16 protein-coding genes are annotated in these 24,846 nt (G+C 60.1%); 9 read left to right on the plus strand and 7 right to left on the minus strand.

Annotation, left to right across the window (positions count from 1 at the left end):
* Positions 1-143: 143 nt before the first annotated feature.
* The 4 genes from ptsP to CAF87_RS07380 are packed head-to-tail and all read left to right on the plus strand — an operon-like array spanning position 144 to position 7,292.
* Positions 144-3,005, plus strand: a complete 2,862-nt coding sequence (gene ptsP / locus CAF87_RS07365; protein WP_085729561.1) for a phosphoenolpyruvate--protein phosphotransferase — start codon at positions 144-146, stop codon at positions 3,003-3,005.
* Positions 3,005-3,946, plus strand: a complete 942-nt coding sequence (gene pfkB / locus CAF87_RS07370) for a 1-phosphofructokinase (protein ID WP_085729562.1) — start codon at positions 3,005-3,007, stop codon at positions 3,944-3,946. The genes ptsP and pfkB overlap by 1 nt, the downstream gene beginning before the upstream one ends.
* Positions 3,947-3,957: 11 nt before the next feature.
* A complete protein-coding gene (locus CAF87_RS07375; protein ID WP_085729563.1) occupies positions 3,958-5,691 on the plus strand; it encodes a PTS fructose-like transporter subunit IIB in 1,734 nt (577 codons plus the stop codon).
* A 59-nt stretch (positions 5,692-5,750) separates the two neighbouring features.
* Positions 5,751-7,292: an alkaline phosphatase gene (locus CAF87_RS07380; protein ID WP_085729564.1), complete on the plus strand. Its 1,542-nt coding sequence runs from the start codon at positions 5,751-5,753 to the stop codon at positions 7,290-7,292.
* Between the two features lie 55 nt (positions 7,293-7,347).
* Here the strand turns inward: CAF87_RS07380 and CAF87_RS07385 are convergent, their stop codons facing one another.
* Together CAF87_RS07385 and CAF87_RS07390 are read right to left on the minus strand one after the other, a co-directional pair.
* On the minus strand, positions 7,348-9,876 hold the full coding sequence (locus CAF87_RS07385) for a sulfite reductase flavoprotein subunit alpha (RefSeq protein ID WP_085729565.1): 2,529 nt from the start codon (positions 9,874-9,876) through the stop codon (positions 7,348-7,350).
* A 238-nt stretch (positions 9,877-10,114) separates the two neighbouring features.
* Positions 10,115-12,436, minus strand: coding sequence for a TonB-dependent siderophore receptor (locus tag CAF87_RS07390; RefSeq protein ID WP_085729566.1), 2,322 nt, complete (start codon positions 12,434-12,436; stop codon positions 10,115-10,117).
* A gap of 208 nt (positions 12,437-12,644) precedes the next feature.
* On the opposite strand from CAF87_RS07390, the gene CAF87_RS07395 reads away from it, so the two are divergent.
* The 4 genes from CAF87_RS07395 (at position 12,645) to CAF87_RS07410 (ending at position 17,550) form a co-directional block, all read left to right on the plus strand.
* Positions 12,645-13,325, plus strand: coding sequence for a Fe2+-dependent dioxygenase (locus tag CAF87_RS07395; protein WP_085729567.1), 681 nt, complete (start codon positions 12,645-12,647; stop codon positions 13,323-13,325).
* Entirely contained in the window at positions 13,326-14,081 is a 756-nt protein-coding gene (locus tag CAF87_RS07400) for a tetratricopeptide repeat protein (protein WP_256575854.1), read from the plus strand. It begins immediately after the preceding gene.
* A gap of 193 nt (positions 14,082-14,274) precedes the next feature.
* Positions 14,275-16,542, plus strand: a complete 2,268-nt coding sequence (locus CAF87_RS07405; RefSeq protein WP_085729568.1) for an alpha-xenorhabdolysin family binary toxin subunit A — start codon at positions 14,275-14,277, stop codon at positions 16,540-16,542.
* A 114-nt stretch (positions 16,543-16,656) separates the two neighbouring features.
* Positions 16,657-17,550, plus strand: coding sequence for a hypothetical protein (locus CAF87_RS07410; protein WP_085729569.1), 894 nt, complete (start codon positions 16,657-16,659; stop codon positions 17,548-17,550).
* Between the two features lie 54 nt (positions 17,551-17,604).
* Here CAF87_RS07410 and CAF87_RS07415 read toward each other — a convergent pair whose 3' ends face one another.
* The 5 genes from CAF87_RS07415 to CAF87_RS07435 form a co-directional block, all read right to left on the minus strand.
* Positions 17,605-18,768: a type III PLP-dependent enzyme gene (locus CAF87_RS07415; RefSeq protein ID WP_039769212.1), complete on the minus strand. Its 1,164-nt coding sequence runs from the start codon at positions 18,766-18,768 to the stop codon at positions 17,605-17,607.
* Positions 18,769-19,361: 593 nt separating this feature from the next.
* Entirely contained in the window at positions 19,362-20,516 is a 1,155-nt protein-coding gene (locus CAF87_RS07420) for a betaine/proline/choline family ABC transporter ATP-binding protein (RefSeq protein WP_085729570.1), read from the minus strand.
* Positions 20,513-21,166 carry an ABC transporter permease gene (locus CAF87_RS07425; protein WP_085729571.1) on the minus strand — a complete coding sequence of 218 codons (654 nt, stop codon included), beginning with the start codon at positions 21,164-21,166 and terminating at the stop codon, positions 20,513-20,515. The genes CAF87_RS07420 and CAF87_RS07425 overlap by 4 nt, the downstream gene beginning before the upstream one ends.
* A gap of 13 nt (positions 21,167-21,179) precedes the next feature.
* Positions 21,180-22,073, minus strand: coding sequence for a glycine betaine ABC transporter substrate-binding protein (locus tag CAF87_RS07430; RefSeq protein ID WP_085729572.1), 894 nt, complete (start codon positions 22,071-22,073; stop codon positions 21,180-21,182).
* A 21-nt stretch (positions 22,074-22,094) separates the two neighbouring features.
* Positions 22,095-22,784, minus strand: a complete 690-nt coding sequence (locus CAF87_RS07435; RefSeq protein ID WP_170929615.1) for an ABC transporter permease — start codon at positions 22,782-22,784, stop codon at positions 22,095-22,097.
* A gap of 357 nt (positions 22,785-23,141) precedes the next feature.
* On the opposite strand from CAF87_RS07435, the gene CAF87_RS07440 reads away from it, so the two are divergent.
* Positions 23,142-24,725 (plus strand): peptide chain release factor 3, encoded by a 1,584-nt coding sequence (locus tag CAF87_RS07440; protein WP_085608055.1) that lies wholly within the window; start codon positions 23,142-23,144, stop codon positions 24,723-24,725.
* Positions 24,726-24,846: the final 121 nt, after the last annotated feature.

Raw genomic sequence — 24,846 nt, forward strand, 5'->3', positions numbered from 1 at the left:
GTATTTTCTACGTTTTAGACGCCTTTGGCCGGTTCTGCCGTGAAACCGCCAAAACTGCCTCCTGAAAGGGAAGCCTACAAGCGCCTAAGCTGCAACCATTCAAAACAATACCTGGCATTGAACAGTGCCAAAAAGGAGATCGCATGCTCGAGCTCACTGTAGAGCAGATATCCATGAGCCAATCGGCTGTGGATAAACCCGCCGCCCTGCAATTGCTGGCCAGTCACCTGGTCGCTGATGGTCTGGTCGCCGACGGATACCTTGCCGGGCTGCAGGCCCGGGAGGCTCAGGGCTCGACCTTCCTCGGTCAAGGCATTGCGATCCCCCATGGCACGCCCGAAACCCGCGATCAGGTGTTTGCCACCGGCGTGCGGCTGATGCAGTTTCCCGACGGCGTGGACTGGGGTGACGGCCAGATCGTCTATCTGGCCATCGGTATCGCGGCCAAATCCGACGAACACCTGCGCCTGCTGCAATTGCTGACCCGTGCCCTCGGTGAGACCGATCTGGGCCAGGCCCTGCGTCGTGCGAGTTCGCCTGAAGCGCTGCTGAAACTGCTGCAAGGTGCGCCGCAAGAGCTGGCGCTGGATGCGCAGATGATCGGTCTCGGGGTCTCCGCCGACGATTTCGAAGAGCTGGTCTGGCGCGGTGCACGTCTGCTGCGCCAGGCCGATTGCGTGAGCAACGGTTTCGCCGGTGTATTGCAGCAAGTCGAAGCGCTGCCGCTGGGCGATGGCCTGTGGTGGCTGCACAGCGAGCAGACCGTGAAGCGTCCGGGTCTGGCGTTCGTCACCCCGGACAAACCGATGCGTTACCTCGGCCAGCCGCTCAGCGGTCTGTTCTGTCTGGCCAGCCTCGGTGAAGCGCATCAGGCGTTGCTCGAGCGGTTGTGCGCGTTGCTGATCGAAGGTCGCGGCCATGAACTGGGTCGCGCCACCAGCAGCCGAAAAGTCCTCGAAGTGCTTGGCGGTGAGTTGCCGGCCGATTGGCCGAGCGCCCGGATTGCACTGGCCAACGCCCATGGCTTGCATGCGCGGCCAGCGAAGATTCTCGCGCAACTGGCGAAAAGCTTCGAAGGTGAAATCCGCATCCGCATCGTCGATGGTCAGGACAGTGCGGTATCGGTGAAGAGCCTGAGCAAACTGCTGAGCCTCGGCGCCCGTCGCGGTCAGGTGCTGGAAATCGTCGCCGAGCCGAACATCGCCGCCGACGCCTTGCCGGCCTTGCTGGCGGCCATCGAAGAAGGCCTGGGCGAAGAAGTCGAGCCGCTGCCGACCGTGAGCGAGCAACACGAAGTGATCGCGGATATCGCCGAAGTCCTGAGCGCCCCGACCTCCGGCAGCCTGCTGCAAGCGATTCCCGCAGCGCCGGGGATCGCCATAGGCCCGGCGCACATTCAGGTCCAGCAAACCATCGATTACCCGTTGCGTGGCGAGTCCGCCGCCATCGAGCGCGAACGTCTGAAAAACGCTCTGGTCGAGGTGCGTCAGGACATTCAGGGCCTGATCGAACGCAGCAAGGCCAAGGCGATCCGCGAGATTTTCATCACCCATCAGGAAATGCTCGACGACCCGGAACTCACCGACGAAGTCGACACCCGCCTCAAGCAGGGCGAAAGCGCCGAAGCGGCGTGGATGGTCGTGATCGAGGCCGCTGCGAAACAACAGGAGGCGTTGCAGGACGCCTTGCTCGCCGAACGTGCTGCCGATCTGCGTGACATCGGGCGTCGGGTGCTGGCGCAACTGTGCGGCGTGCAGACGCCTGCCGAGCCTGAGCAACCGTACATTCTGGTGATGGATGAGGTCGGTCCGTCCGACGTGGCGCGACTGGATCCGGCGCGGGTAGCGGGGATTCTCACTGCCCGTGGTGGCGCTACCGCTCACAGCGCCATCGTGGCCCGCGCATTGGGGATTCCGGCGTTGGTCGGTGCGGGCGCAGCGGTATTACTGCTGAAGCCGGGCACATCATTACTACTCGATGGCCAGCGCGGGCGTCTGCATGTCGATGCCGATACCGCGACCCTGCAACGTGCCACGGAAGAACGCGACACCCGCGAACAACGCCTGAAAGCCGCCGCCGAACAACGTCACCAACCGGCGCACACCACCGACGGCCACGCCGTGGAAGTGTTCGCCAACATCGGCGAAAGCGCCGGTGTCACCAGTGCGGTGGAGCAGGGCGCCGAAGGCATCGGCCTGCTGCGCACCGAGCTGATTTTCATGGCTCACCCGCAGGCGCCGGACGAGGCGACTCAGGAAGCCGAATACCGTCGCGTCCTCAACGGCCTCGCCGGGCGGCCGCTGGTGGTGCGAACCCTCGACGTCGGCGGCGACAAACCGCTGCCGTATTGGCCGATCGCCAAGGAAGAAAATCCGTTCCTCGGTGTGCGCGGGATTCGCCTGACCTTGCAGCGTCCGCAGATCATGGAAGCGCAGTTGCGCGCCTTGCTGCGTTCGGCGGACAACCGTCCATTGCGGATCATGTTCCCGATGGTCGGCAGCGTCGACGAGTGGCGTCAGGCCCGCGACATGACCGAGCGACTGCGCCTGGAAATCCCGGTCGCCGACCTGCAACTGGGGATCATGATCGAAGTGCCGTCCGCCGCGTTGCTGGCGCCGGTGCTGGCCAAAGAAGTGGACTTCTTCAGCGTCGGCACCAACGACCTGACCCAATACACCCTGGCCATCGACCGTGGTCATCCGACCCTGTCCGCCCAGGCGGACGGCCTGCACCCGGCGGTGCTGCAACTGATCGACATCACCGTGCGCGCGGCCCATGCCCATGGCAAATGGGTCGGTGTGTGTGGCGAGCTGGCGGCGGATCCGCTGGCGGTGCCGGTGCTGGTCGGCCTCGGTGTGGATGAACTGAGCGTCTCCGGGCGCAGCATCGCCGAGGTCAAGGCACGCATCCGCGAACTCAGCCTGACCCAGGCGCAAACCCTTGCTCAACAAGCCCTGGCCGTGGGCAGCGCCAATGAAGTGCGCGCATTAGTGGAGGCCCTGTAATGGCCAAGATTCTTACCCTGACCCTCAACCCCGCGCTGGACCTCACGGTGCAGTTGCCACGTCTGGAACCCGGTCAGGTCAATCGCAGCGACGAGATGCACACCCATGCCGCCGGTAAAGGCGTGAACGTCGCGCAGGTGCTGGCTGATCTTGGTCATCAACTGACCGTCAGCGGATTCCTCGGCGAAGACAATTTGCAGGCGTTCGAAACCCTGTTCGCCAAGCGTGGTTTTGTCGACGCCTTCATCCGCGTGCCAGGCGAAACCCGCAGCAATATCAAGGTCGCGGAACAGGACGGGCGAATCACCGACATCAACGGTCCGGGGCCGGTGGTGGGCGTGGTGGCGCAACAGGCATTGCTGGATCGACTGGTGCAGATCGCGCCGGGGCATGACGCGGTGGTGGTTGCCGGCAGTCTGCCGCGCGGAGTCAGTGCGAAATGGTTGCGCGAGTTGATCGAACGCCTGAAGGGCCAGGGCCTGAAAGTCGCGCTGGACACCAGCGGCGAAGCATTGCGCACGGCGCTTAAGGCCGGCCCGTGGCTGATCAAACCGAATACCGAAGAGCTGGCGGATGCACTCGGCTGTGAAGTGGTGTCCCACGCGTCACAGGCAGAAGCGGCCAATCGGCTGCACGCTCAAGGCATCGAGCATGTGGTGATCTCCCACGGCGCAGAAGGGGTGAACTGGTTCAGTGTCGGCTCGGCGTTGCATGCCACGCCTCCGAAGGTCAGCGTCGCCAGCACGGTCGGTGCCGGTGATTCATTGCTGGCCGGCATGCTCCACGGTCTGCTCAGCGCCGATACGCCGGAACAGACCCTGCGCACGGCCACGGCGATTGCGGCGCAGGCGGTGACCCAGATCGGTTTCGGAATTCACGATGCTGCGCAACTGACGCAGCTCGAACAGGGCGTGCGCGTGCGTCCCCTGACAGAACAATAAGAGGGTTTGTCATGAAATTAGCCATTGTCACGGCCTGCCCGAACGGCATGGTCACCAGTGTGCTGTGCGCCCGGCTGCTGGATGCCGCAGCGCAGCGTCAGGGCTGGAGCACCAGCGTCGAAGTGGTGGATGCGGCGCACCCGGAACGCGAGTTGTCGGCGGCCACCATCGAGGCCGCCGAGTGGGTCTTGCTGGTGGCCACTGGACCTGTGGACATGACCCGGTTCATCGGCAAGAAAGTCTTCCGGATCGCGCCGGCGCAAGCCCTGCAGGATGTCGAAGACGTGCTGCGGCGCGGCGCCGTCGAGGCCGAGGTTTACGTCGCTGCCGAAACGCCGCCCGTGGTTGCCAGCGCCCAAGCGCCGCGCCTGGTCGCTGTCACTGCATGCCCGACTGGCGTCGCCCACACCTTCATGGCCGCCGAAGCCTTGCAGCAAGCCGCCAAGCGTCTGGGCTACGACCTGCAAGTCGAAACCCAGGGCTCGGTCGGCGCGCGAAACCCGCTGAGCGCAGCGGCGATTGCCGAGGCTGACGTGGTGCTGCTGGCGGCTGACATTGAGGTCGCCACCGAGCGTTTCGCCGGCAAGAAAATCTACCGCTGCGGCACCGGGATTGCGTTGAAGCAATCTGAAGCCACGCTGAAAAAAGCCTTGGCCGAAGGCAAGCAGGAAAGTGCCGCGAGCGACGGCAAGGCCCCGGCCAAACAGGAGAAAAGCGGCGTCTACAAACACCTGCTGACCGGCGTGTCGTTCATGCTGCCGATGGTGGTGGCGGGCGGTCTGATGATCGCTTTGTCGTTCGTGTTCGGCATCACCGCGTTCAAGGAAGAAGGTACGCTGGCGGCGGCGCTGATGCAGATCGGTGGCGAGACCGCGTTCAAATTGATGGTGCCGTTGCTGGCCGGTTACATCGCCTGGTCGATTGCCGACCGTCCAGGCCTGGCGCCGGGAATGATTGGCGGTTTGCTGGCGAGTACGTTGGGCGCCGGGTTCATCGGCGGGATCGTCGCCGGTTTCATTGCCGGTTATGCGGCGAAGCTGATCAGTCGTTATGTGGCATTGCCGCAAAGTCTGGAAGCGCTGAAACCGATTCTGATCATCCCGCTGTTCGCCAGCCTGATCACCGGGCTGGTGATGATTTACGTGGTCGGCAAACCGGTGGCCGGGATGCTCGCGGCGCTGACGCACTTCCTCGACAGCATGGGCACCACCAACGCGATCCTGCTGGGTGTGTTGCTGGGCGGCATGATGTGCGTCGACCTCGGCGGGCCGATCAACAAGGCTGCCTACGCGTTCTCGGTGGGGCTGCTGGCCTCGCAGAGTTATGCACCGATGGCCGCGACCATGGCCGCCGGCATGGTGCCGCCGATTGGTCTCGGCATCGCCACCTTCATCGCCCGACGCAAGTTCGCCCAGACCGAGCGCGAGGCGGGTAAGGCGGCGCTGGTGCTGGGTTTGTGCTTCATCTCCGAAGGGGCGATTCCGTTTGCCGCGAAAGACCCGTTGCGGGTGATCCCGGCGAGCATTGCCGGCGGTGCGCTGACCGGTGCGCTGTCGATGTACTTCGGCTGCAAGCTGATGGCGCCCCACGGTGGCCTGTTTGTGCTGGCGATCCCGAACGCGATCAACCATGCGCTGCTGTATCTGCTGGCGATTGTCGCGGGCAGCCTGCTGACGGCGGTGGTATATGCGCTGGTCAAGCGGCCGGAGGCCGTCGAGCTGGCGCTGGAGCCGGCCAACGCTTGAGGTGTCATACCCGCTTCATCTGGTGATGGTTAAGTTTTCCTTTTTTCAGGGAGAACAGCATGAGCGATTTCAACCTCGGTCGCCGGCGTGTAATGCAAGTGGTCGGCGCCGGTTTGCTGATGCCGGGGCTGGCCCCGGCAGTCATTGCTTCGGCCAAGGATCGACCACAACTCACCGATGGCGTGCAGTCCGGCGACCTGCAGGGCGACCGGGCGATGATCTGGAGCCGCAGCGACCGCCCGGCGCGGATGGTGGTGGAATGGGACACCCGCAGTCAGTTCCACCATCCTCGGCGCGTCATCTCCGCGCTGGCCGATGCCCGCAGCGATTTCACCGCCCGCGTCGAGCTCACTGGGTTGCCCGTGGATCAGGCGATTTTCTATCGCGTGTATTTCAAGGACGCCCAGACCGGCGTCGCCAGTGAGCCGTGGCTCGGCCACTTGCGCAGTACACCGACGGCGCGACGCAATATCCGATTCGTCTGGAGCGGCGACACGGTCGGCCAGGGCTTCGGCATCAATCCGGATATCGGCGGCATGCGCATCTACGAATCCATGCGTTTGCGCCTGCCGGACTTCTTTATCCACAGCGGCGACACCATCTACGCCGACGGCCCGGTGCCGGCGCAACTGACCACCGAAGGTGGCCGCGTGTGGCGCAACCTCACCACGGAAGCCAAGAGCAAGGTCGCCCAGACCCTCGACGATTATCGCGGTAATTACCGCTACAACCTGATGGATGAAAACATCCGCCGCTTCAACGCCGAAGTGCCGCAGATCTGGCAGTGGGACGACCATGAAGTGGTCAACAACTGGTCGCCGGGCAAACAGCTCGACGAGCGCTATCAGGAAAAAGATATCCACACCCTGGTCGGGCGCGCGCGTCAGGCCTGGCTCGAATATTCGCCGATGCGCCGTCAGGCAGCGGACGGTGGCGGGCGGATCTATCGCAAGCTGAGCTACGGGCCGATGCTCGATGTGTTCGTGCTCGACATGCGCAGCTATCGCGGCGCCAACGATGACAATCTTGGGGCGGAAAAACCGTTCCTCGGGCGCGAGCAACTGAACTGGCTCAAGCGCGGATTGAAGGCCTCAAAAGCCCAGTGGAAAGTCATCGCTGCTGACATGCCGATCGGTCTTGGCGTGCCGGACGGTGAAGTCAGCCCCGGCGTGCCGCGTTGGGAAGCGGTGGCCAACGGAGACCCCGGCCCGGCTCAGGGTCGAGAGCTGGAAGTCGCGGAATTGCTCGGGTTCCTGCGGGCACATCAGGTGCGCAACTTCGTGTTCCTGACAGCGGATGTGCATTACTGCGCGGCGCATCACTATCACCCGGATCGCGCGTCGTTCCAGGATTTCGAACCGTTCTGGGAGTTTGTCGCAGGCCCGTTGAATGCCGGGAGTTTCGGACCCAATCCGCTGGACAAGACCTTTGGCCCGGAAGTGGTGTTCCAGAAAGCGCCGCCGACGCAAAACGCCTCACCGTTTGCCGGATTCCAGTTTTTTGGCGAGGTGAATATCGAGGGGCAGAGCGGGGAGATGAGCGTGGTGTTGCGCGATCTGAACGGGGTGGCGGTGTTTGAGCAGAAGTTACAGCCGACCTGAGTTCAGCGCAAACAAACTGTGGGAGCGAACTTGCTCCCACAGTTGTTATTTATGGTCAGTAAACGTCGCGGCGATAGCGACCCTGTTCGATCAGGCGTTCGACTTCTTCGGCGCCGAGGATGTCATGCAGCGCCAGGTCGACGCCCGAAGCCATCCCTTGCAGGCTGCCGCAGATGTAGATCACTGCACCGTCCGCCAGCCATTTCTTCAACTCGTCGGCCGATTCGCGCAGGCGATCCTGCACGTAAATCTTCTCGGCCTGATCCCGCGAGAACGCCAGATCGAGGCGTTCCAGATCGCCATTGATCAACCACTCTTCCAGCTCTGCACGACAGAGGAAATCGTGCTCGCGATTGCGTTCGCCGAACAGCAGCCACTGACGCTGTTGATTGTCGGCGATCCGCGCCTTGAGCAAGCTGCGCAGTCCGGCAAGGCCGGTGCCGTTGCCCAGCAGGATCATCGGCACCGGTGCATTCGGCAGATGGAAACCGCTGTTGCGGCGTACCCGCAGGCTGATGCTGCCACCCACCGGAGCATGCTCGGTCAGCCAGCCGGAGCCGATGCCGAGGCTGCCGTCGGCATGCTGTTCCTGACGCACGATCAGCTCCAGCACGCCATCGGCGGCAATCGAGGCGATCGAGTATTCGCGCATCGCCAGCGGCACCATTGCATCGACCAGTGCCTGAGCATGCAGGCCCACCAGATGCGCGCGGTGCTCGGGCAACTGGCGGGTGGCGAGGGCGACTTCCAGCGACTCTTCCAGGCCATTGACCTTCACGCTGGTTTCACCACGGATGCCGAGGCCGTCGAGGAAATGCTCGATCGCCCACGGGCAGTTGCGTGGCAGCACTTCAACCAGATCGCCGGCCAGCCAGCTACGGGAGGTCGGCGCGGTCAGGCCGAGCAGGAAAACCGGGGCGCCGGCGCTGTCCGGGTTCATCAGCTCGCGGCGCACCAGCGTCCAGTTCTCGTAGCTCGGCGCCTGCCAGGTGTCGACCGGCGCTTGCCCGGTGATCAGGCCGAGTTGGGTCTGCCAGTGACGCAGGGCGTAAGGATCGCCGCTGTCGACTTCCACCGGGGCGAACAGGGTCTTGCCGCCGTGCTCGCCCAGCCATTGATGCAGGCGCCGGGCGAAACCGCAGAAGTGTTGATACTGACGGTCGCCGAGGCCGAGCACCGCGTAGTTGAGGCTGTCGAGGGGCGAGGCGTTCTTCAACACCTTGCGCTCGAAACCGCGAGCGCTGTCCGGCGCTTCGCCGTCGCCGAAGGTGCTGACCACGAACAGCGCGTTGTTCGATTCGCGCAGATCCTGCTCGCTGACATTCGCCAACGGCTGCACCTTCACCGGCAACCCGGCCGCCTGCAACTGGCCGGCGGTCTGCCACGCCAGTTGCTCGGCAAAACCGCTCTGGCTGGCAAAGCCGATCAGCCACGCCGGCGTATCGCCGGCCGGTTGGTCGAGGCCTTTGCGGGCATCCTTGATCTGCTTTTTCTTGCGTCGGCGATCCAGGTACAGCAACCAACCGGTGATGAAGAACAGCGGCATCAACACCGCCGCGACGGTGACGATGATCCGCCCGACCAGGCCGAAATAGCTGCCGACGTGCAACGCGTAAATGCTGGTCAGCAATTGCGCCTTGAAGCTCTTGTCGGCGTAGCGGTCGACGCGTTTGACGACGCCGGTGGCCGGGTCGAGGGTGATCTGGTTCAGCGCGCGGTCATGGGGCGAGCTGTCGAGCAGATAGAACACGGTCGCCGGTTGGCCGGCCACCGGCGGCATGCGGATGTTGTAGGAAGCGAGGCCCGGACCTGCGGCGCTGTAGATGCTGACCCACATCGCGGCGTAATCGGCGGTCGGCGCCGGACCTTCGGGGGCCGGGCCACGACCACCGCGCACGCGCTCGTTTTGCGGCGCATCCGACAGCAATTTGGTCAGGCCCTTGTTGTACCACTCGTAGGACCAGGACAGTCCGGTCAGTGCCAGCAGCAGGTAAACCAGCATGCACCAGGTGCCGAACACCGAGTGCAGATCCCAGTTGAAGCTGCGGCCCTTTTTCTTCCAGTCGAGGGTCAGCCACACGCGCCAGCTGTTCCACTGGCGCGGCCAGCGCAGGTATAGGCCCGAGAGGCAGAAGAACAGCAGCATCAGGGTGCAGGCGCCGGTGATGTTGCGACCGGTATCGCCCATGGCGAGGAACCGGTGCAGCTGCAGCATCAGGCCGAAGAAGTCCTGGCCGGTGGCGTCGCCCTTGAACTCGGCGGTGTACGGATCGAAATAACGCATCTCGCCCCGGCGCTCGCCTTTGGGCGGAGTGAACCAGACGCGTCCGGCGCTGCCGCTTTCGGTCTCGACCGAGAGCATCGAGACTTTCTTGCCCGAGGCTGCTTCCATCTGCGCCACCAGATCGGCGGGCGGCAGGACGCCGGCGACCTGTTTCTCGACCTGCAACACGGAGGGGTTGAGGGCTTTGAGAATTTCGTCCTGGAACGAATAGGCAGCGCCGGTGATGCCCATCAGGGCCAGCACCAGCCCGGCAGTGATGCCAAAAAACCAGTGCAACTGGAACAGGGTTTTCTTCAACACGTCGCTTGCCTTGTCCGTTCGGTAATTGTGTTCACGGCGTGCATTATGCCGTGGCTTATCGAGAAACGTTCTTTATTACGCACAAAAGCCCCGCTCAAATGAATGAACGGGGCCGAGCCTTGTGGGCGCATACCTTGTGGGAGCGAGCTTGCTCGCGAAGGCGTCGTATCAGTCAGCATCTACGTCACTGACCCACCGCTTTCGCGAGCAAGCTCGCTCCCACAGGTTTCCACATCGATCAGAAGTGGAAGTTGGTGCTCAGCAATGCCGTACGGCCCGCCGCCTGATTGGCGAAGTGAGTCGAGAAGGCTTTGTCGTAGTAGGTCTCGTTGGTCAGGTTCTGCACGTTCAGTTGCAGGTCGACGTTCTTGCTCAGCTTGTACGCCGCCATTGCGTCGTAGCGAACGTAGGAATCGACCATGGTGGTGTTGGCCACGTTGCCGAATACGTCATCCACGTAGAACGCACCGCCACCGATGGTCAGCTTCGGCGTGACCTGGTAAGTGGTCCACAGGCTGGCGCTGTTTTTCGGCGTGTTGGGCAGCTCGTTACCGTTGTTGGCCTTGTTGGCCGGCAGGTCACCACCGTCAACCTGTTCGCTGTCCATGTAGGCGTAGCCGGCGAACACTTGCCACTTGTCAGTGATCTTGCCGCTGGCGGACAACTCGATACCTTGTACACGCGTCTTGCCGGCGTTTTCGTACGAGGTGGTATCAACCTGGACACGCGCGTTTTCTTTCTCGGTGCGGAAGATGTCGGCGGTCAGCGACAGGCGATCGTTCAGCAGATCCCACTTGGTACCGATTTCGTAGTTCTTGGTGGTTTCCGGCTCCATGTCGCTCTTGAGCAGGTTGCCGTTGCGATCCGGCGTGCCGCCCAGCGGGTTGCCTTCCTGACCTTCACCCAGAGTGTTGCCCGGCGGTGTGGCGGAGGTGGCGTAGGACGCATAGATGCTGCCGTTCTCGGCCGGTTTGTAGACGATGCCGAACTGACCGGTGACGAACTCGCTGGTGTCCGAACCCTTGGAGGTAGTGCGGCCAGCGTTGTTGTAGGTGTTGTAGCCCGTTTCGAAGTGGTCGTAACGCAGGCCCATGTTCACCAGCCATTGCTGGGACAGCTCCAGAGTGTCGAATACATACAGCGCGTAAGTATCGGACTGGGTGTCGGTGCCGGCGTAGTTGCGCGAGATTGCGCCGTTCCACGGATCGTTCGGGTTCGGGTTCGACAGCGAGGTGCAGTTGTAGCCGCTGGCAGCGCCGATCAGGCCCGGGTTGCAGTTGGTGGTCACGGCCGAGGTGCGCGGCGTGGTATCGGTGTTGACGTTGTACGAGGATTTGCTGCTTTCCTCACGGGTGTATTCGACACCGGTGGAGAAGCTGTTCTTGAAACCGGCGAGGTAGAAGTTGCCGAACAGGTCGGTCTGGTTGGTGGTGGTCTCGGTGTTGCTCACGCGAGTGTTAGCACGACGCCAGACGCTGCCGTTGTTGACGTTGCCCTTGCTGTCGTCCGGCTGGGTCAGGATGTAATCCTGCATGCTGGTGCCGTGACGCAGGGTGTTCTTGATCGTCAGCGAGTCGCTCAGGTCATGCTCGATGGCGAAGGTCGCGGTGTCGGTGCGGCCCTTGCGGAAGTCGCGGTCCAGACCGTAGAAGTTGCTGTGATCGCCGCCGGCGTACGGTTTGTCCGGGTTGGACTTGGTACGCGCCGCCGAGCCGCCGGCCGGGATGGTGTAAGGAATGCCCGAGTCCGGCGTGTCGTTGCTTTCGAGATGGTAGTAATCGAGGTTGACGCGGGTGTCGGTGCCCAGGCCGAAGGCCAGGGACGGCGCGATGCCCCAGCGGTCGTAGTCGACTTTGTCACGACCGGCGACGTTGCTCTCGTGGCTCATCAGGTTCAGACGGCCGGCAGCCGTGTCGCTGAACTGGTAGTTGCCGTCCAGGGTGTAACGCTGGGTCTGGTCGGAGCCCCAGGTGAAACCACCGTCGAACGAGTTGCCCAGATGCGCTTTCTTGCTCACCAGGTTGATGCTGCCGCCTGCCGCGCCGCGACCACCGATGGCGGAGTTCGGGCCCTTGCTGACTTCGATGTTTTCCACGGCGAAGATCTCGCGGCTCTGGGAGCCGGTGTCACGTACGCCGTCGAGGTAGGTGTCGCCCTGGGCGTCGAAACCACGGATGAACGGACGGTCGCCCTGCGGGTTGCCGCCTTCACCGGCACCAAAAGTGATGCCTGGCACGGTGCGCAGCGCATCCTGCATGTTCAGGGCACCGGTGTCCTTCAGGACTTGCTGCGGAATAACGGTGACCGAGCGCGGCGTATCGACCAGCGGCGCGGTGTACTTGGGCGAGGAGGCTTTCTCGACCTGGTAGGACGTCGAGTCCAGGGCTTCGCCGGTGATGGCGGTGGCGTCCAGGGCGATGGCATTGCCGGAGGCTTTGCTGTCGGTCTTTTCAGCGGCGAACACCATGTGCCCAGCGGAGCCGGCGGTGATTGCCACGCCGATGGCGGAAGCGAGCAGACGTGGTGAACTCACTGGTAATTGTGCGTGTTGACGTGCCATTTCTATTTCCCCTCCCCAAGGATTTGAGGCGGCGGAATATAGGGTAAACAGGTATTCGTATCAATTGCGAAATATTGTTATTCGCGACAAATTTACATTCTTTACAATTTAACCTTACGGTTTTTGCCGACTCATTCGTCTAGCGGGTTTTACACAGCCAATAAGAATCAATACCATTACCGTCTCTTTGCCATCAGGTGACTTCGACATGCTGCTGCACATCCCCGCTCTGTTCGAGAAAGACGAAGTGCGGCGCATCCGCGAGGCTCTGGAACAGGCCGACTGGGCCGATGGCAAGATCACCGCTGGCTATCAATCGGCCAAGGCCAAGCACAATCTGCAACTGCCCGAAGGCCATCCGCTGGCCAAGGAAATCGGCGCGGCAATGCTTGAACGCCTGTGGAAAAATCCGCTGTTCATGTCGGCTGCGCTGCCGCACAAAGTATTTCCGCCGTTACTCAACTGCTACACGGCGGGCGGCAGTTTCGATTTTCACATCGACAACGCGGTGCGCCAGCCCAAGGGCAGCATCGAGCGGGTGCGCACCGATCTGTCGGCCACGCTGTTCTTCAGTGAGCCCGAGGATTACGACGGCGGCGAGCTGGAGATCCAGGACACCTACGGCACCCAGCGCGTGAAACTGCCCGCCGGCGACATGGTGCTTTACCCCGGCACCAGCCTGCACAAGGTCAACGCCGTCACTCGCGGCGCGCGCTATGCCTCGTTCTTCTGGACCCAAAGTCTGGTGCGCGAAGACAGCCAGCGCGCTTTGCTGTTCGAGATGGACGGTGCGATCCAGCAACTGACCCAGGACATGCCCGATCACCCTTCGCTGATCCGTCTGACCGGCACCTATCACAACCTGCTGCGTCGCTGGGTCGAGGTCTGAGTGGCGGACTTTCGTTTGCGCCGCGAAGAAGTCCTCGACGGCGAACGGCTCACCGCCATGCTTGCAGAAAGTCCGGCACGTGCGGCCCAGGCCATTCTGCTGGCGGCAGGTGAGGGCGTGCTGGAGGCGCAGGCGCTGCTCGGACAGATCCTTCTTGATGGTCACGGGATTGCTCAGGATCAGCCGTTGGCGCTGCGCTGGTTTGGAATCGCGGCAGGGCAGGGGCATCTGATGGCGCGCAACATGCTCGGCCGTTGTCATGAACACGGATGGGGTTGTGTGGCCGACGCAGCGGTTGCCGCCAGGCATTATCGCGTTGCAGCGGACGCCGGGCTGGACTGGGCGATGTACAACCTCGCCAATCTGCTGGCGACCGGGCGCGGGGTGGCTGTGGATCAGCCGCAAGCCTTGGCGCTTTATCGTCAGGCCGCCGAGTCGGGGCACGCCAAGTCGATGAACCTGCTCGGTCGGTATCTTGAAGAGGGACGTCATTGCCGCGCTGACCCGGCCGCAGCCTTCGATTGGTATCGCCGCTCGGCGCAGAGCGGCGACTTCCGTGGCCAGTTCAGTTATGCCAGTGTTCTGGCCGAGCGCTCACAGATAAGAGAGGCGTTGAAATGGTACCGCCAGGCGATGTGCGGGGGGCATGCTGTGTTTCTCCATGTGGCTGCCCAGACCTTGGAAAGCGCATCGCACCCTGCTATTCAAGCATTGGCTCAAGAGTACAAAGAGCGCGCAGAACACATGGCCGTCTAGTCAAACAAAACGAGCTGTTCGAAGTTTCGATTCGTGTGTCTAGTTGTTGTTATTCTTTTTAAATAAATTGAAGGTGTGGTGCGCTTCTTTAAGTTTGGATTTTATGTTTAAGTTCGCTTGGAATAGTTGAGGCTTGTCTGCTTTAACTTTCTTGTTGATTTAACTTAACTTAAAACTGATTAAAGGAATGATCATGTCTTCTTCCAGCTTATGGGGCGATGCCCTGAATAACGCCTCGCCTGAGCAAGTTATGCAGATGGCGGCGGCAGCGCCTAAGTTACTCAGTGATGCATCGGTTTCCGAGGGGGACGATGTCGTGCGTGACCGCGGACTTCTCCTCACCAAGAAACAGATCATTGATTTGCGTAAATATGAAGCGGCCGGTCTGGCGCTTCCACATACCCTGAAGGATGTCGTTGATTATCTGCGTTTCGGCGCCGGGCAGGACGGTGGCCCAGGTTTAAACCCGACTGATTTCCTTTCGACCTTCGTCAACACCCGCAACCACGCAAGACGTTGGTCGCCGTTGCGTGAACGCATCATGATGACCGGACAAGGACTGAAGAGCTTTGCCAGCAGCATGCTCAATTATGGCAAATCGATTCAGGAAGTCTTGAACGATGATGATTCTGTCGCGTTCCTCAAGGCAAACAAGATTAAAACACTCGCTCAGCTTAAGGCGCTGGAAATCGAACTGGGTGACAAGTTTCCGGATATTGAAATTGACCCTGATACGGTCGCGACACTGGGTTATTACCTGCAACGGATATTCGAGAGGATCAATAAAAACCTGAGCGATGTGCAGGGCATAAAAAATGATTTGGATATGTTTGGTTATGATCTGCGCGAGCATGTTCTGCCCGGCATAAAACTTCGGGTCGGGCTGATTGACAGCAGTACGTTGGCAGAGAATGTCAAAGTATTGAAGAACAATATTGATAATCGTGCTAAAGAAATTGATATCAAAAACACTGAATACAAGGCGGCGGTTCAGGAGGCATTGAAGTCTGCAGCCGGGATGAACATCGTGGGCCTGGCCATGGCTATCTACATGGGGGTAGAGGCCGAAAATATTCGTGCTGCACGCAACGCGTTGTATGCCGAACAGGAGCGGGATATCCAGCTGCTGGCGAGTATGAATCAGACGCTCGGTTCCCTTGCCCGCGTCAAGCATGACCTGCAAAGTCTGATGATCGTGGCGATTGATGCTGACATTGCCACGCAGAACCTGATACATGTCTGGAAAAGCCTGTACGTGCACATCTCCAACTCGGTAGCGGCGATGAACCGAGTCAACGACGCCTTGAGCCTGCGGATCTTCGGGACCGAATTCGAAGAAGTCGTGTTGCCATGGAAAGCCATCGAGACCGACTCGGACAAGCTTATCCAGGTCTTCAAAGAAGCTGATGCAGAATACGAGCGCAACTATTCGTTCAGCACGCGTGCCTCGCGTGTGATCGGTATCAACACCACAGTGAGCTATTCGCCTGTGGACGTTGCCACCCTGACATCCTCTATTGAACAGGTGCGTGAAGCCCGCACTCAGGCAGAAGTCTTGAAAACCCGACTGGGTTACCTGCCCGATCTTTTTGACCGCTTCAAGCGAATCGTGATTGGCATGGGACAATGCCAAAGCCAATTGCAGGATTCGGCACAGTCGGGTGTGAATGATCTGCAAAACAGCCTGCGACGTCTCACCCGCAACGAGAAGGACCGGTTAAAAGAAACCGATCCTGAGGTCATTGAAGAAATCGATGATGAGCGTAAGGACATTTTGCGTTCGATCTCCTCTGCGATGACCAAGCAGGCATCTTTGGTGGGAAGCGCCTTGCGCAACATTGATGCACGGTTTGATGTTCGCCTGACGCAGGCTTACATCGCTGATTTTCAGCGCGACGCGCTTGTGGCCAATGCTGAAATTGCCCAACTGGAGGGCAAACTTGCAGAGCTTGCGGCTGAACGCAAGATCATCAATGACGGGGTCACTCTTCTGGAAAAAAGTGGCATCGAGAAACTCGGCAAGGATGTTGAACTGACTATCGCCAAGATAACCGAGCTGGGCCTGGCTCCGCCGGAAATCAAACTGGTGATGGCGGCCATCGATCAACTGAAGCGAACCCTCATCGGCATCGGCGAATCGGTGCGCTTTCTGGACATGATTCGCGAGAGCGACAAGCTGAAGCTGAAAGTCGATGGCGTGCAGGCTGATATCGAACGTGAGCGCTCGGGTATCCGTGATTCGCAAGGCAAGGTCGCGTACCTGACGGCCATTCATGTCATGGAAGACTGTCGCGCCGAATATGCCGCCACCTACCGTCCTGCCGTGAATGCTTTTGAGCAATTGCGCGATGCGATCAATGTCGAGCGGTTGGACGACTTTGATGCACTCAGTGCCGCATTGAAACAGCATGCGCCACTGTTTATCGCTTTCGTTGATCCGCTGTCATTACCGCAGCGCTGATTCTGCCGGCAGGCCGTGCTCTGTGTTTGTGTGTGATATCAGAGTCCGGCGCAGGATTGCCGATGGGCACGGTTCCATCGGCAACAAAAGTTCGATCAGACCAAGGAGAGGCTGATGCTTGAATATTTACTGGCAGAAAAAAACTTCGCTGCATTGAAGCAGTATGTGAAGTTTCTGCAGGATCTACCCCCTGCCTTACAGGAAATGACTGAGTTTAGTAAAAGCTTTGAACGACAAGGGCACACCATGCTGTCCCCACCAAATATTCAAAGCCTGAGGCTGGCGGCACAAGCCAATGGAGCGTGTTGGCTGGCGATACAGGAAGCAACACCGTTGCTTGGCAGCAATTCCGCGCGGGTGTTACTTGAGGTATTCGGCTTTATTGAAGAGTTTCAGGCCACTGTTTCAAATGCCGACAATCGCCGAGAGGCGATTGACACTATCGATCCACGGCAATTTTCATTGGTAAGGTCGCCTGTCTGGGGCAATGCACCCGCCGCAAGCATCATCGATGTGCTGCGGGAAATGGATCGACGACTGGAGCAATACCGGGGCACGGTGTTGAATTTCAAAACCCAGGTGACCAGCCTGGCTGAATCGATCCACAGCATCTTCGTACGTTTCATCGAGTGTTTGACGATGCCCATCTGTTCCTGCGATGAACCCGTCGCCAAGATCGAAGTCTATTACGGCCTGGGTAAAATGGGATTACCCGGTACGACTTATGTGCCGGGCCGGTTGTATTCGCAGGAGGAGCGAATCGCGCTGTCCAAAGAACATGTCGAGTTTCTGTTCAATCTGCGTCGACGCGCTGCCAGTGCGGCGAACAATCTCAGCGATTTCTGCTTTCGGATGACCTGGATGCTGGATGAAGCGCAACAGATGCTCAGAAGTCATTACCCGACGATGACGATGGCGCGGGCGAAATCTACGCTGCCGATGCTCAAGGTGCCGTTGGACGATGTGCAAAGCATGTCGAACCAGTTGGTCAAAATGACCCGACTGTAAAGCATAAAAAAGCCCATGACATGTCATGGGCTTTTCGCGTTACGGGTAAGGTGCTTACACGTAAAACGATTTCAGCGGCGGGAAGCCATTGAACTCTACGGCGCTGTAACTGGTGGTGTACGCACCGGTCGACAGCCAGTACAGGCGATCACCGATCGCCAGGTTCAGCGGCAGGCCGTACTTGTAGTTTTCGTACATGATGTCGGCGCTGTCGCAGGTCGGGCCGGCTATCACGACTTCTTCCATCTCGCCTTTCTTTTCGGTCCAGATCGGGAACTTGATCGCTTCGTCCATGGTTTCGATCAGGCCGGAGAACTTGCCCACATCGGTATAAACCCAACGCTCGACGGCGGTGCGGGATTTACGCGCGACCAGTACCACTTCGCTGACCAGGATGCCGGCGTTGGCAATCAACGAACGGCCCGGTTCCAGAATGATTTCCGGCAGGTCATCACCGAAGTCTTCCTTCAGGAAGCGGATGATTTCTTCGGCGTAGGTTTCCAGGCTGTTGGTGCGGGTGATGTAGTTGGCCGGGAAGCCACCGCCCATGTTGATCAGCTTCAGGTGGATGCCGTCTTCTTCTTTCAAGCGCTCGAAGATCACTTTGACCTTGGCGATCGCCGCGTCCCAGACGCTGATGTCACGCTGTTGCGAACCGACGTGGAACGAAATGCCGTATGGCACCAGACCCAGGTCGCGGGCGAGGATCAGCAGGTCCATGGCCATGTCGGTCTGGCAGCCGAACTTGCGCGACAGTGGCCAGTCGGCCGTGGTCGAGCCTTCGGTCAGGATGCGCACATAGACTTTGGCGCCCGGCGCAGCCTTGGCGATGTTGCGCAGGTCGGCTTCCGAGTCGGTCGCGAACAGGCGTACGCCCTTCTCATAGAAGTAGCGAATGTCCTTGGATTTCTTGATGGTGTTGCCGTAGCTGATCTGGTCCGGGCTGACGCCACGGCTCAGTACTTTGTCCAGCTCATAGATCGAGGCGATGTCAAAGCTCGAGCCTTTCTCCTTGAGCAGGTCGATGATCTCGACGGCCGGGTTGGCCTTGACCGCGTAGTAGACCTTGGCGAATTCGAAACCGGCACGCAGGTCATCGTAGGCCTGGGCGATCATCGCGGTGTCGATCACCACGAACGGGGTTTCCTGTTTGTCGGCGAACGCCTTCATTTTCTGAAAGGTTTCGCGCGCGAAATAGTCTTCGACCTGGATCGACATACTTGGGAGCTCCTATGGGCAAACTCGTGAAATCAATGGGTGCAAATGAACGCCCTCCGTATCCCCACTTTGGTTCGCCTACTTCCCAAGGCATGTCGCCGAAAGCAAAAAGGCCATGGGAAATGTAGTCTTTCTTTCCCTTGGCCTTGCTGTCTCGTCGTCAGTACTTGAGCCGGATGGATCGTTTCCAGCATGGACGTTCGGCGCGAACTTTAGGGCGTGAGGGGCCTGAGATCAACTAAAAATGTCGCGTTTTTGCACGCTTCTGACGTACGTCGCGGATATCACTCTTTGTACCCGACCGAGATGACGGTCAGATGTTCCGCAATAATTTTCAGGTGTTAAAAATACCTGCACGTTCGATGCTGATGTATGCCAAGTCATGGATAACTACGATCACTTCAACATCGGCGACGTTGGCGGCGAGAAAGGCAGATGAGGGGGAAGTTGCTGGTTCAGGCTGGCAAAATCGGCCGGGTTCGGCTCTCGGGTGTGTTGATATTTCTTGCCGGCTCATCGTCGGTAGGAAAATCCCGGCCTTGAGTTTCCGGCGGTCGAAAAAAAGGGCTGTCGAACAGCCCTTTTGCTTTTGATCAGGCCACCGCTTCGGCCGGCGACACGATATTGGTCTTCATTCCGCGTGAACGACCCGAACTCAGGTACGCCGCAATCGACTCCTGGGTGACTTCGCCAAGGAAAACCCGCTCGGCATCCATCACAGGCAGCCACGCCCGATTGAACTCGTACATGCGCGACAACAGAATGCGCAGGTGTTCGTCATAGGCGGCCGTGGCGTTGAACTCGCGCAGGAATTGCGCGCATGTACCGGTCTGACGGTGCAGGTCGCGACGTCGCACGTAACCCAATGCCTTGTTCTCGGCACAGGTGACCACCACATAACGGCGGTCATGTTCATCCATCAGCTCCAGCGCATCCGCCACCGGGGTTTCCGGGCTCACCGACGGCGCGTTGTCCGCCGCGTCTTCGGCTTTCACCAGCAGCAGGCGTTTGAGTGTGCTGTCCTGGCCGACGAAGTTGCTGACGAAGTCGTCCGCCGGATGGGCGAGCAGGGTGTCCGGGTGATCAATCTGCAACAGCTTGCCGGCGCGGAAGATCGCGATCTTGTCGCCGAGTTTGATCGCTTCGTCGATGTCGTGGCTGACCATGATCACGGTCTTGTTCAACGCGCGCTGCATCTCGAAGAACTCGTTCTGGATCATTTCGCGGTTGATCGGGTCCACCGCACCAAACGGTTCGTCCATCAGCAACAGCGGTGCATCTGCTGCCAGCGCGCGGATCACGCCGATCCGTTGCTGCTGGCCGCCGGACAGTTCACGGGGATAACGATGCAGATACTGCTTGGGCTCAAGCTTGATCATGCTCATCAATTCGCGGGCGCGATCGTGGCATTTCTGTTTGTCCCAGCCGAGCAGTTTCGGCACGACGACGATGTTCTCTTCAATGGTCATGTTCGGGAACAGACCGATCTGCTGAATCACGTAGCCGATGTTGCGGCGCAGGGTCACTTCGTCGAGGTCGGTGGTGTCTTCACCGTTGACCAGGATCTTGCCGGAGGTCGGCTTGATCAGGCGGTTGATCATTTTCAGCGTGGTGCTTTTGCCGCAGCCCGATGGCCCGAGGAATACGCAGATTTCGCCTTCATTGACGGTCAGGCTCACCGAGTCCACGGCTTTCACATCTTTGCCGTTGCTTTGGAAGGTCTTGCTGAGGTTTTGAAGTTCGATCATTTGAGTAATCCTTTTGGAGTCAAAGAGCGTTGCAGCCACTGCAAAAACAAGTCCGCGAAGATCGCCAGGAGACTGACCAGCAGTGCGCCGACGATGAGCATCGACATGTCGCTGCGGCTGATGGAGGCGAGGATCAGTACGCCGAGGCCGCCGGCGCCGATGGTCGCGGCGATGGTCATCACGCCGATGTTCATCACCACGGCGGTACGCACACCGGCGAGGATTACCGGCACGGCAATCGGCAACTCGACCATGCGCAGGCGCTGGCCGAAGGTCATGCCGATGCCGCGTGCGGCTTCGCGGATGCCCGGTTCGACGCCGGTCAGGGCGAGGTAGGTGTTGCGCATGATCGGCAACAGTGAATAAAGGAATACGGCGGTGATCGCCGGCATCGGGCCGAGGCCCTGGCCGAATTTCGAGTAGAACGGCAGCAGCAGGCCGAACAGCGCAATCGACGGCACGGTCAGCAGCACCGTGGCACTGGCTTGTAGCGGGCCAGCGAGACTCGGGAAGCGCGTCATCAAAATACCCAGCGGCACGCCGATGAGAATCGCCAGGCTGACGGCGATGCCGACCAGGGTGATGTGCTGCCAGGTCAGGTGCATCACCTGCTGCCAGTCGAGGTGGGAAAAGGCGTTCAAAAATTCCATGACTTTTCCTCCTTTAATTCAGTGGGTGCTGGCGCAGGAAGTCGGCAGCGACTTTCGACGGGCTCTCATGATCGACATCGACCCGCGCGTTGAGCTGGCGCATGGTTTCGTCGTCGAACAGTTCGGCCAGCGGCTTGAGTTGCGCCGCCAGTTGCGGGTGAGCGTCGAGGTAGGCCTGACGCACGACTGGCGCAGCGGTGTAGTCCGGGAAGTAATGCTTGTCGTCTTCCAGCAGCTTCAGGCCGAAAGCATTGAGGCGACCGTCAGTGGTGTAGACAAGACCGGCAAACACCTGGCCATTACGCAGGGCGGTGTAGACCAGTCCTGCGTCCATCTGCCGGATGTTTTGGCGGGTCAGGTTCATGTCGTACAGCTTGACCATGCCGTCCAGACCGTCGGAGCGGTTGGCGAACTCGGTGTCCAGCGCCACCAGATGATTGCTCCTGGCCTCGCTGCGCAGCACGTCGTTCAACTGGCTGATGTTGCTGATCTGCGGATATTCCTCGGCAACCTTTTTCGGCAGGGCGAGGGCGTAGGTGTTGCTGAATTTCGACGGTGTCAGCCAGACCAGGCCTTTTTTCGCGTCGAGTTCTTTCACTCGTGCGTAGGACTGTTCGCTGTCGAGTTTTTCGGTGACATGGTTGTAGGCCACCAGCGAGACGCCGGTGTATTCCCAGAGCATGTCCAGTTGCCCGCTTTCGTGGGCGCTGCGGGCCAGGTTGCTGCCCAGGCCACCGGTAATCTGCGCGTCGTAGCCTTTGCTGCGCAGGTATTGCGCAGTGATTTCCGCGAGCAGGGTTTGTTCGGTGAACACCCGGGCACCGAGGCGAATAAGCGGCTTTTCCGCCGCCTGGGCAAATCCTGCGAACAGCAGGGCGCAGCCTAGAATCAAGCTAAGTCGTTTCATGAATATTCCTTTGCCGAAGCCTTAAGACGGGCGCAAACCAAGTTCCAGCCAGAGACGGCTGGCGAGGGTGACCACGCCATCGAGCAGCAACGCCAACAGCGCGGTGCACGCGGCGCCGAGCAGCAGTTGCGGCTGATTGTTCAGGGCGATGCCGGGGAAGATCAGGCTGCCGAGGCTGTTGGCGCCGATCAGGAAGGCCAGCGGCGCTGTACCGACGTTGATCGCCAGGGCCACCCGCACACCGCCAACGATGATCGGCACGGCGTTGGGCAATTCGACCTGCCACAACACCTGGCGCGGAGTCATGCCGATGCCGACGGCGGCTTCTTTCAGCGAACCCTGGACGTTTTTCAGGCCTTCATAGGTGTTGCGCACAATCGGCAAAAGCGAGGCGAGGAATAAAGCGAAGATCGCCGGACCACTGCCGATGCCGAGTATCCCCAGGGCAATCGCCAGTACAGCCAGCGGTGGCACGGTGTTGCCGATATTGAAGATCTGCATGAAGCGTTCGGCGCGGCCGACCATGGTCGGGCGGCTCAGGAAGATACCGGCGGGGATGCCCACGACAAGGGCGGCCAGCATTGAAGCGAGGACGAGAATCAGATGAGCTTGCAGGTAAAACAACAAATCGTCGCGGTAGTGTTCGATCGTGTTGATGCCGATCCAGTGGACCAGCAGGGCCAGGAGCGCGATTACCACCGCACCTCCCATCAGCCCTTTGCCATAGCGGATAGCCACAGGCGGACTCCTTTTTTATAGTCGGCGGACGCTGTCCCGAGTGGCATGCCATGCCTGGCTGCCGGGCGTGAACGTTCGCGAGAAGCAGCTCCCCCAGCACCGGCCAAAAGCGGTCTGAAAGTGAGCCATGAGCGCAGCCTCGTCAGGCTAACTTGCTGATTTTTCAGCCCCTGACGAAAAGTCGTAACAGGGGATGGACGTCTCCGTGCTTTAAAAGGTTCCCATCTGAGGCAGCATTTGGCCACCCTTAATGTGCTCAACGGTTCGGTTATTGTCTTGACTTGGGCTATAATCGCGGCCCTTTTTTGAATCACCGCCAGGCGATTTCCCATGACCAGACAGGCCGCCGAAGTCGCGAAACGCCGCACTTTCGCCATTATTTCCCACCCCGATGCCGGTAAAACCACGATCACCGAAAAGCTCCTGTTGATGGGCAAGGCGATTGCAGTGGCCGGTACGGTGAAATCCCGTAAATCCGACCGCCATGCGACATCCGACTGGATGGAGATGGAGAAGCAGCGGGGTATTTCCATTACCACGTCGGTCATGCAGTTCCCGTATCGCGAACACATGATCAACCTGCTCGACACCCCGGGCCACGAAGACTTCTCCGAAGACACCTACCGAACCCTGACGGCGGTGGACTCGGCCCTGATGGTTCTCGACGGCGGTAAGGGTGTAGAGCCACGTACCATCGCGCTGATGGACGTCTGCCGTCTGCGTGATACGCCGATCGTCAGCTTCATCAACAAACTCGACCGTGACATCCGCGACCCGATCGAACTGCTCGACGAGATCGAAGCCGTTCTGAAGATCAAGGCCGCGCCGATCACCTGGCCGATCGGTTGCTACCGCGACTTCAAGGGCGTTTACCACCTGGCCGACGACTACATCATTGTCTACACCGCCGGTCACGGTCACGAACGCACCGAAACCAAGATCATCGAGAAGCTGGATTCCGACGAAGCCCGCGCCCACCTGGGTGATGAGTACGACCGCTTCCTCGAACAGCTGGAACTGGTGCAGGGCGCCTGCCACGAGTTCAACCAGCAGGAGTTCATCGACGGTCAGCTGACCCCGGTGTTCTTCGGTACCGCACTGGGCAACTTCGGTGTCGATCACGTCCTCGACGCCGTGGTCGACTGGGCACCGCGCCCGCTGCCACGTGTGGCCAACGAGCGCACCGTGGAGCCGGTGGAAGAGAAGTTCTCGGGCTTCATCTTCAAGATCCAGGCGAACATGGACCCGAAACACCGCGACCGCATCGCCTTCATGCGCATTTGCTCGGGCAAGTACGAGAAAGGCATGAAGATGCGTCACGTGCGTACCGGCAAGGACGTGCGCATCGGCGACGCCCTGACGTTCTTCTCCTCCGAGCGTGAACAGCTGGAAGAGGCATACGCCGGCGACATCATCGGTCTGCACAACCACGGCACCATCCAGATCGGCGACACCTTCAGCGAAGGCGAAACCCTGGGCTTCACCGGTATCCCGCACTTCGCCCCGGAACTGTTCCGCCGCGTACGCCTGCGCGATCCGCTGAAATCCAAGCAGCTGCGTCAGGGCCTGCAACAGCTGGCCGAAGAAGGCGCGACCCAGGTGTTCTTCCCGGAGCGCAGCAACGACATCATCCTCGGCGCCGTCGGTGTGCTGCAGTTCGATGTGGTCGCCAGCCGCCTGAAAGAGGAATACAAGGTCGAGTGCTCCTACGAGCCGATCACCGTGTACTCCGCGCGCTGGATCGAATGCAGCGACAAGAAGAAGCTCGAGGAATTCTCCAACAAGGCTGTGGAAAACCTGGCGCTGGACGGCGGCGGTCACCTGACCTACCTCGCTCCGACCCGAGTCAACCTGGCCCTGATGGAAGAGCGCTGGCCGGACGTGAAATTCCGTGCGACCCGTGAGCATCACTAAGCGCTGACTGGCGACACCCGAAAGCCCACTGTTAAAACAGTGGGTTTTTTTTGCGTGTTGATTAAGTATGCGAACTCATTCAAGTCGGGCGCAGTGCATCTGGTCCCATCAATAAGGGAGC

This window comes from Pseudomonas sp. R38(2017) (genome assembly GCF_002112395.1).
Classification (GTDB): Bacteria; Pseudomonadota; Gammaproteobacteria; order Pseudomonadales; family Pseudomonadaceae; genus Aquipseudomonas.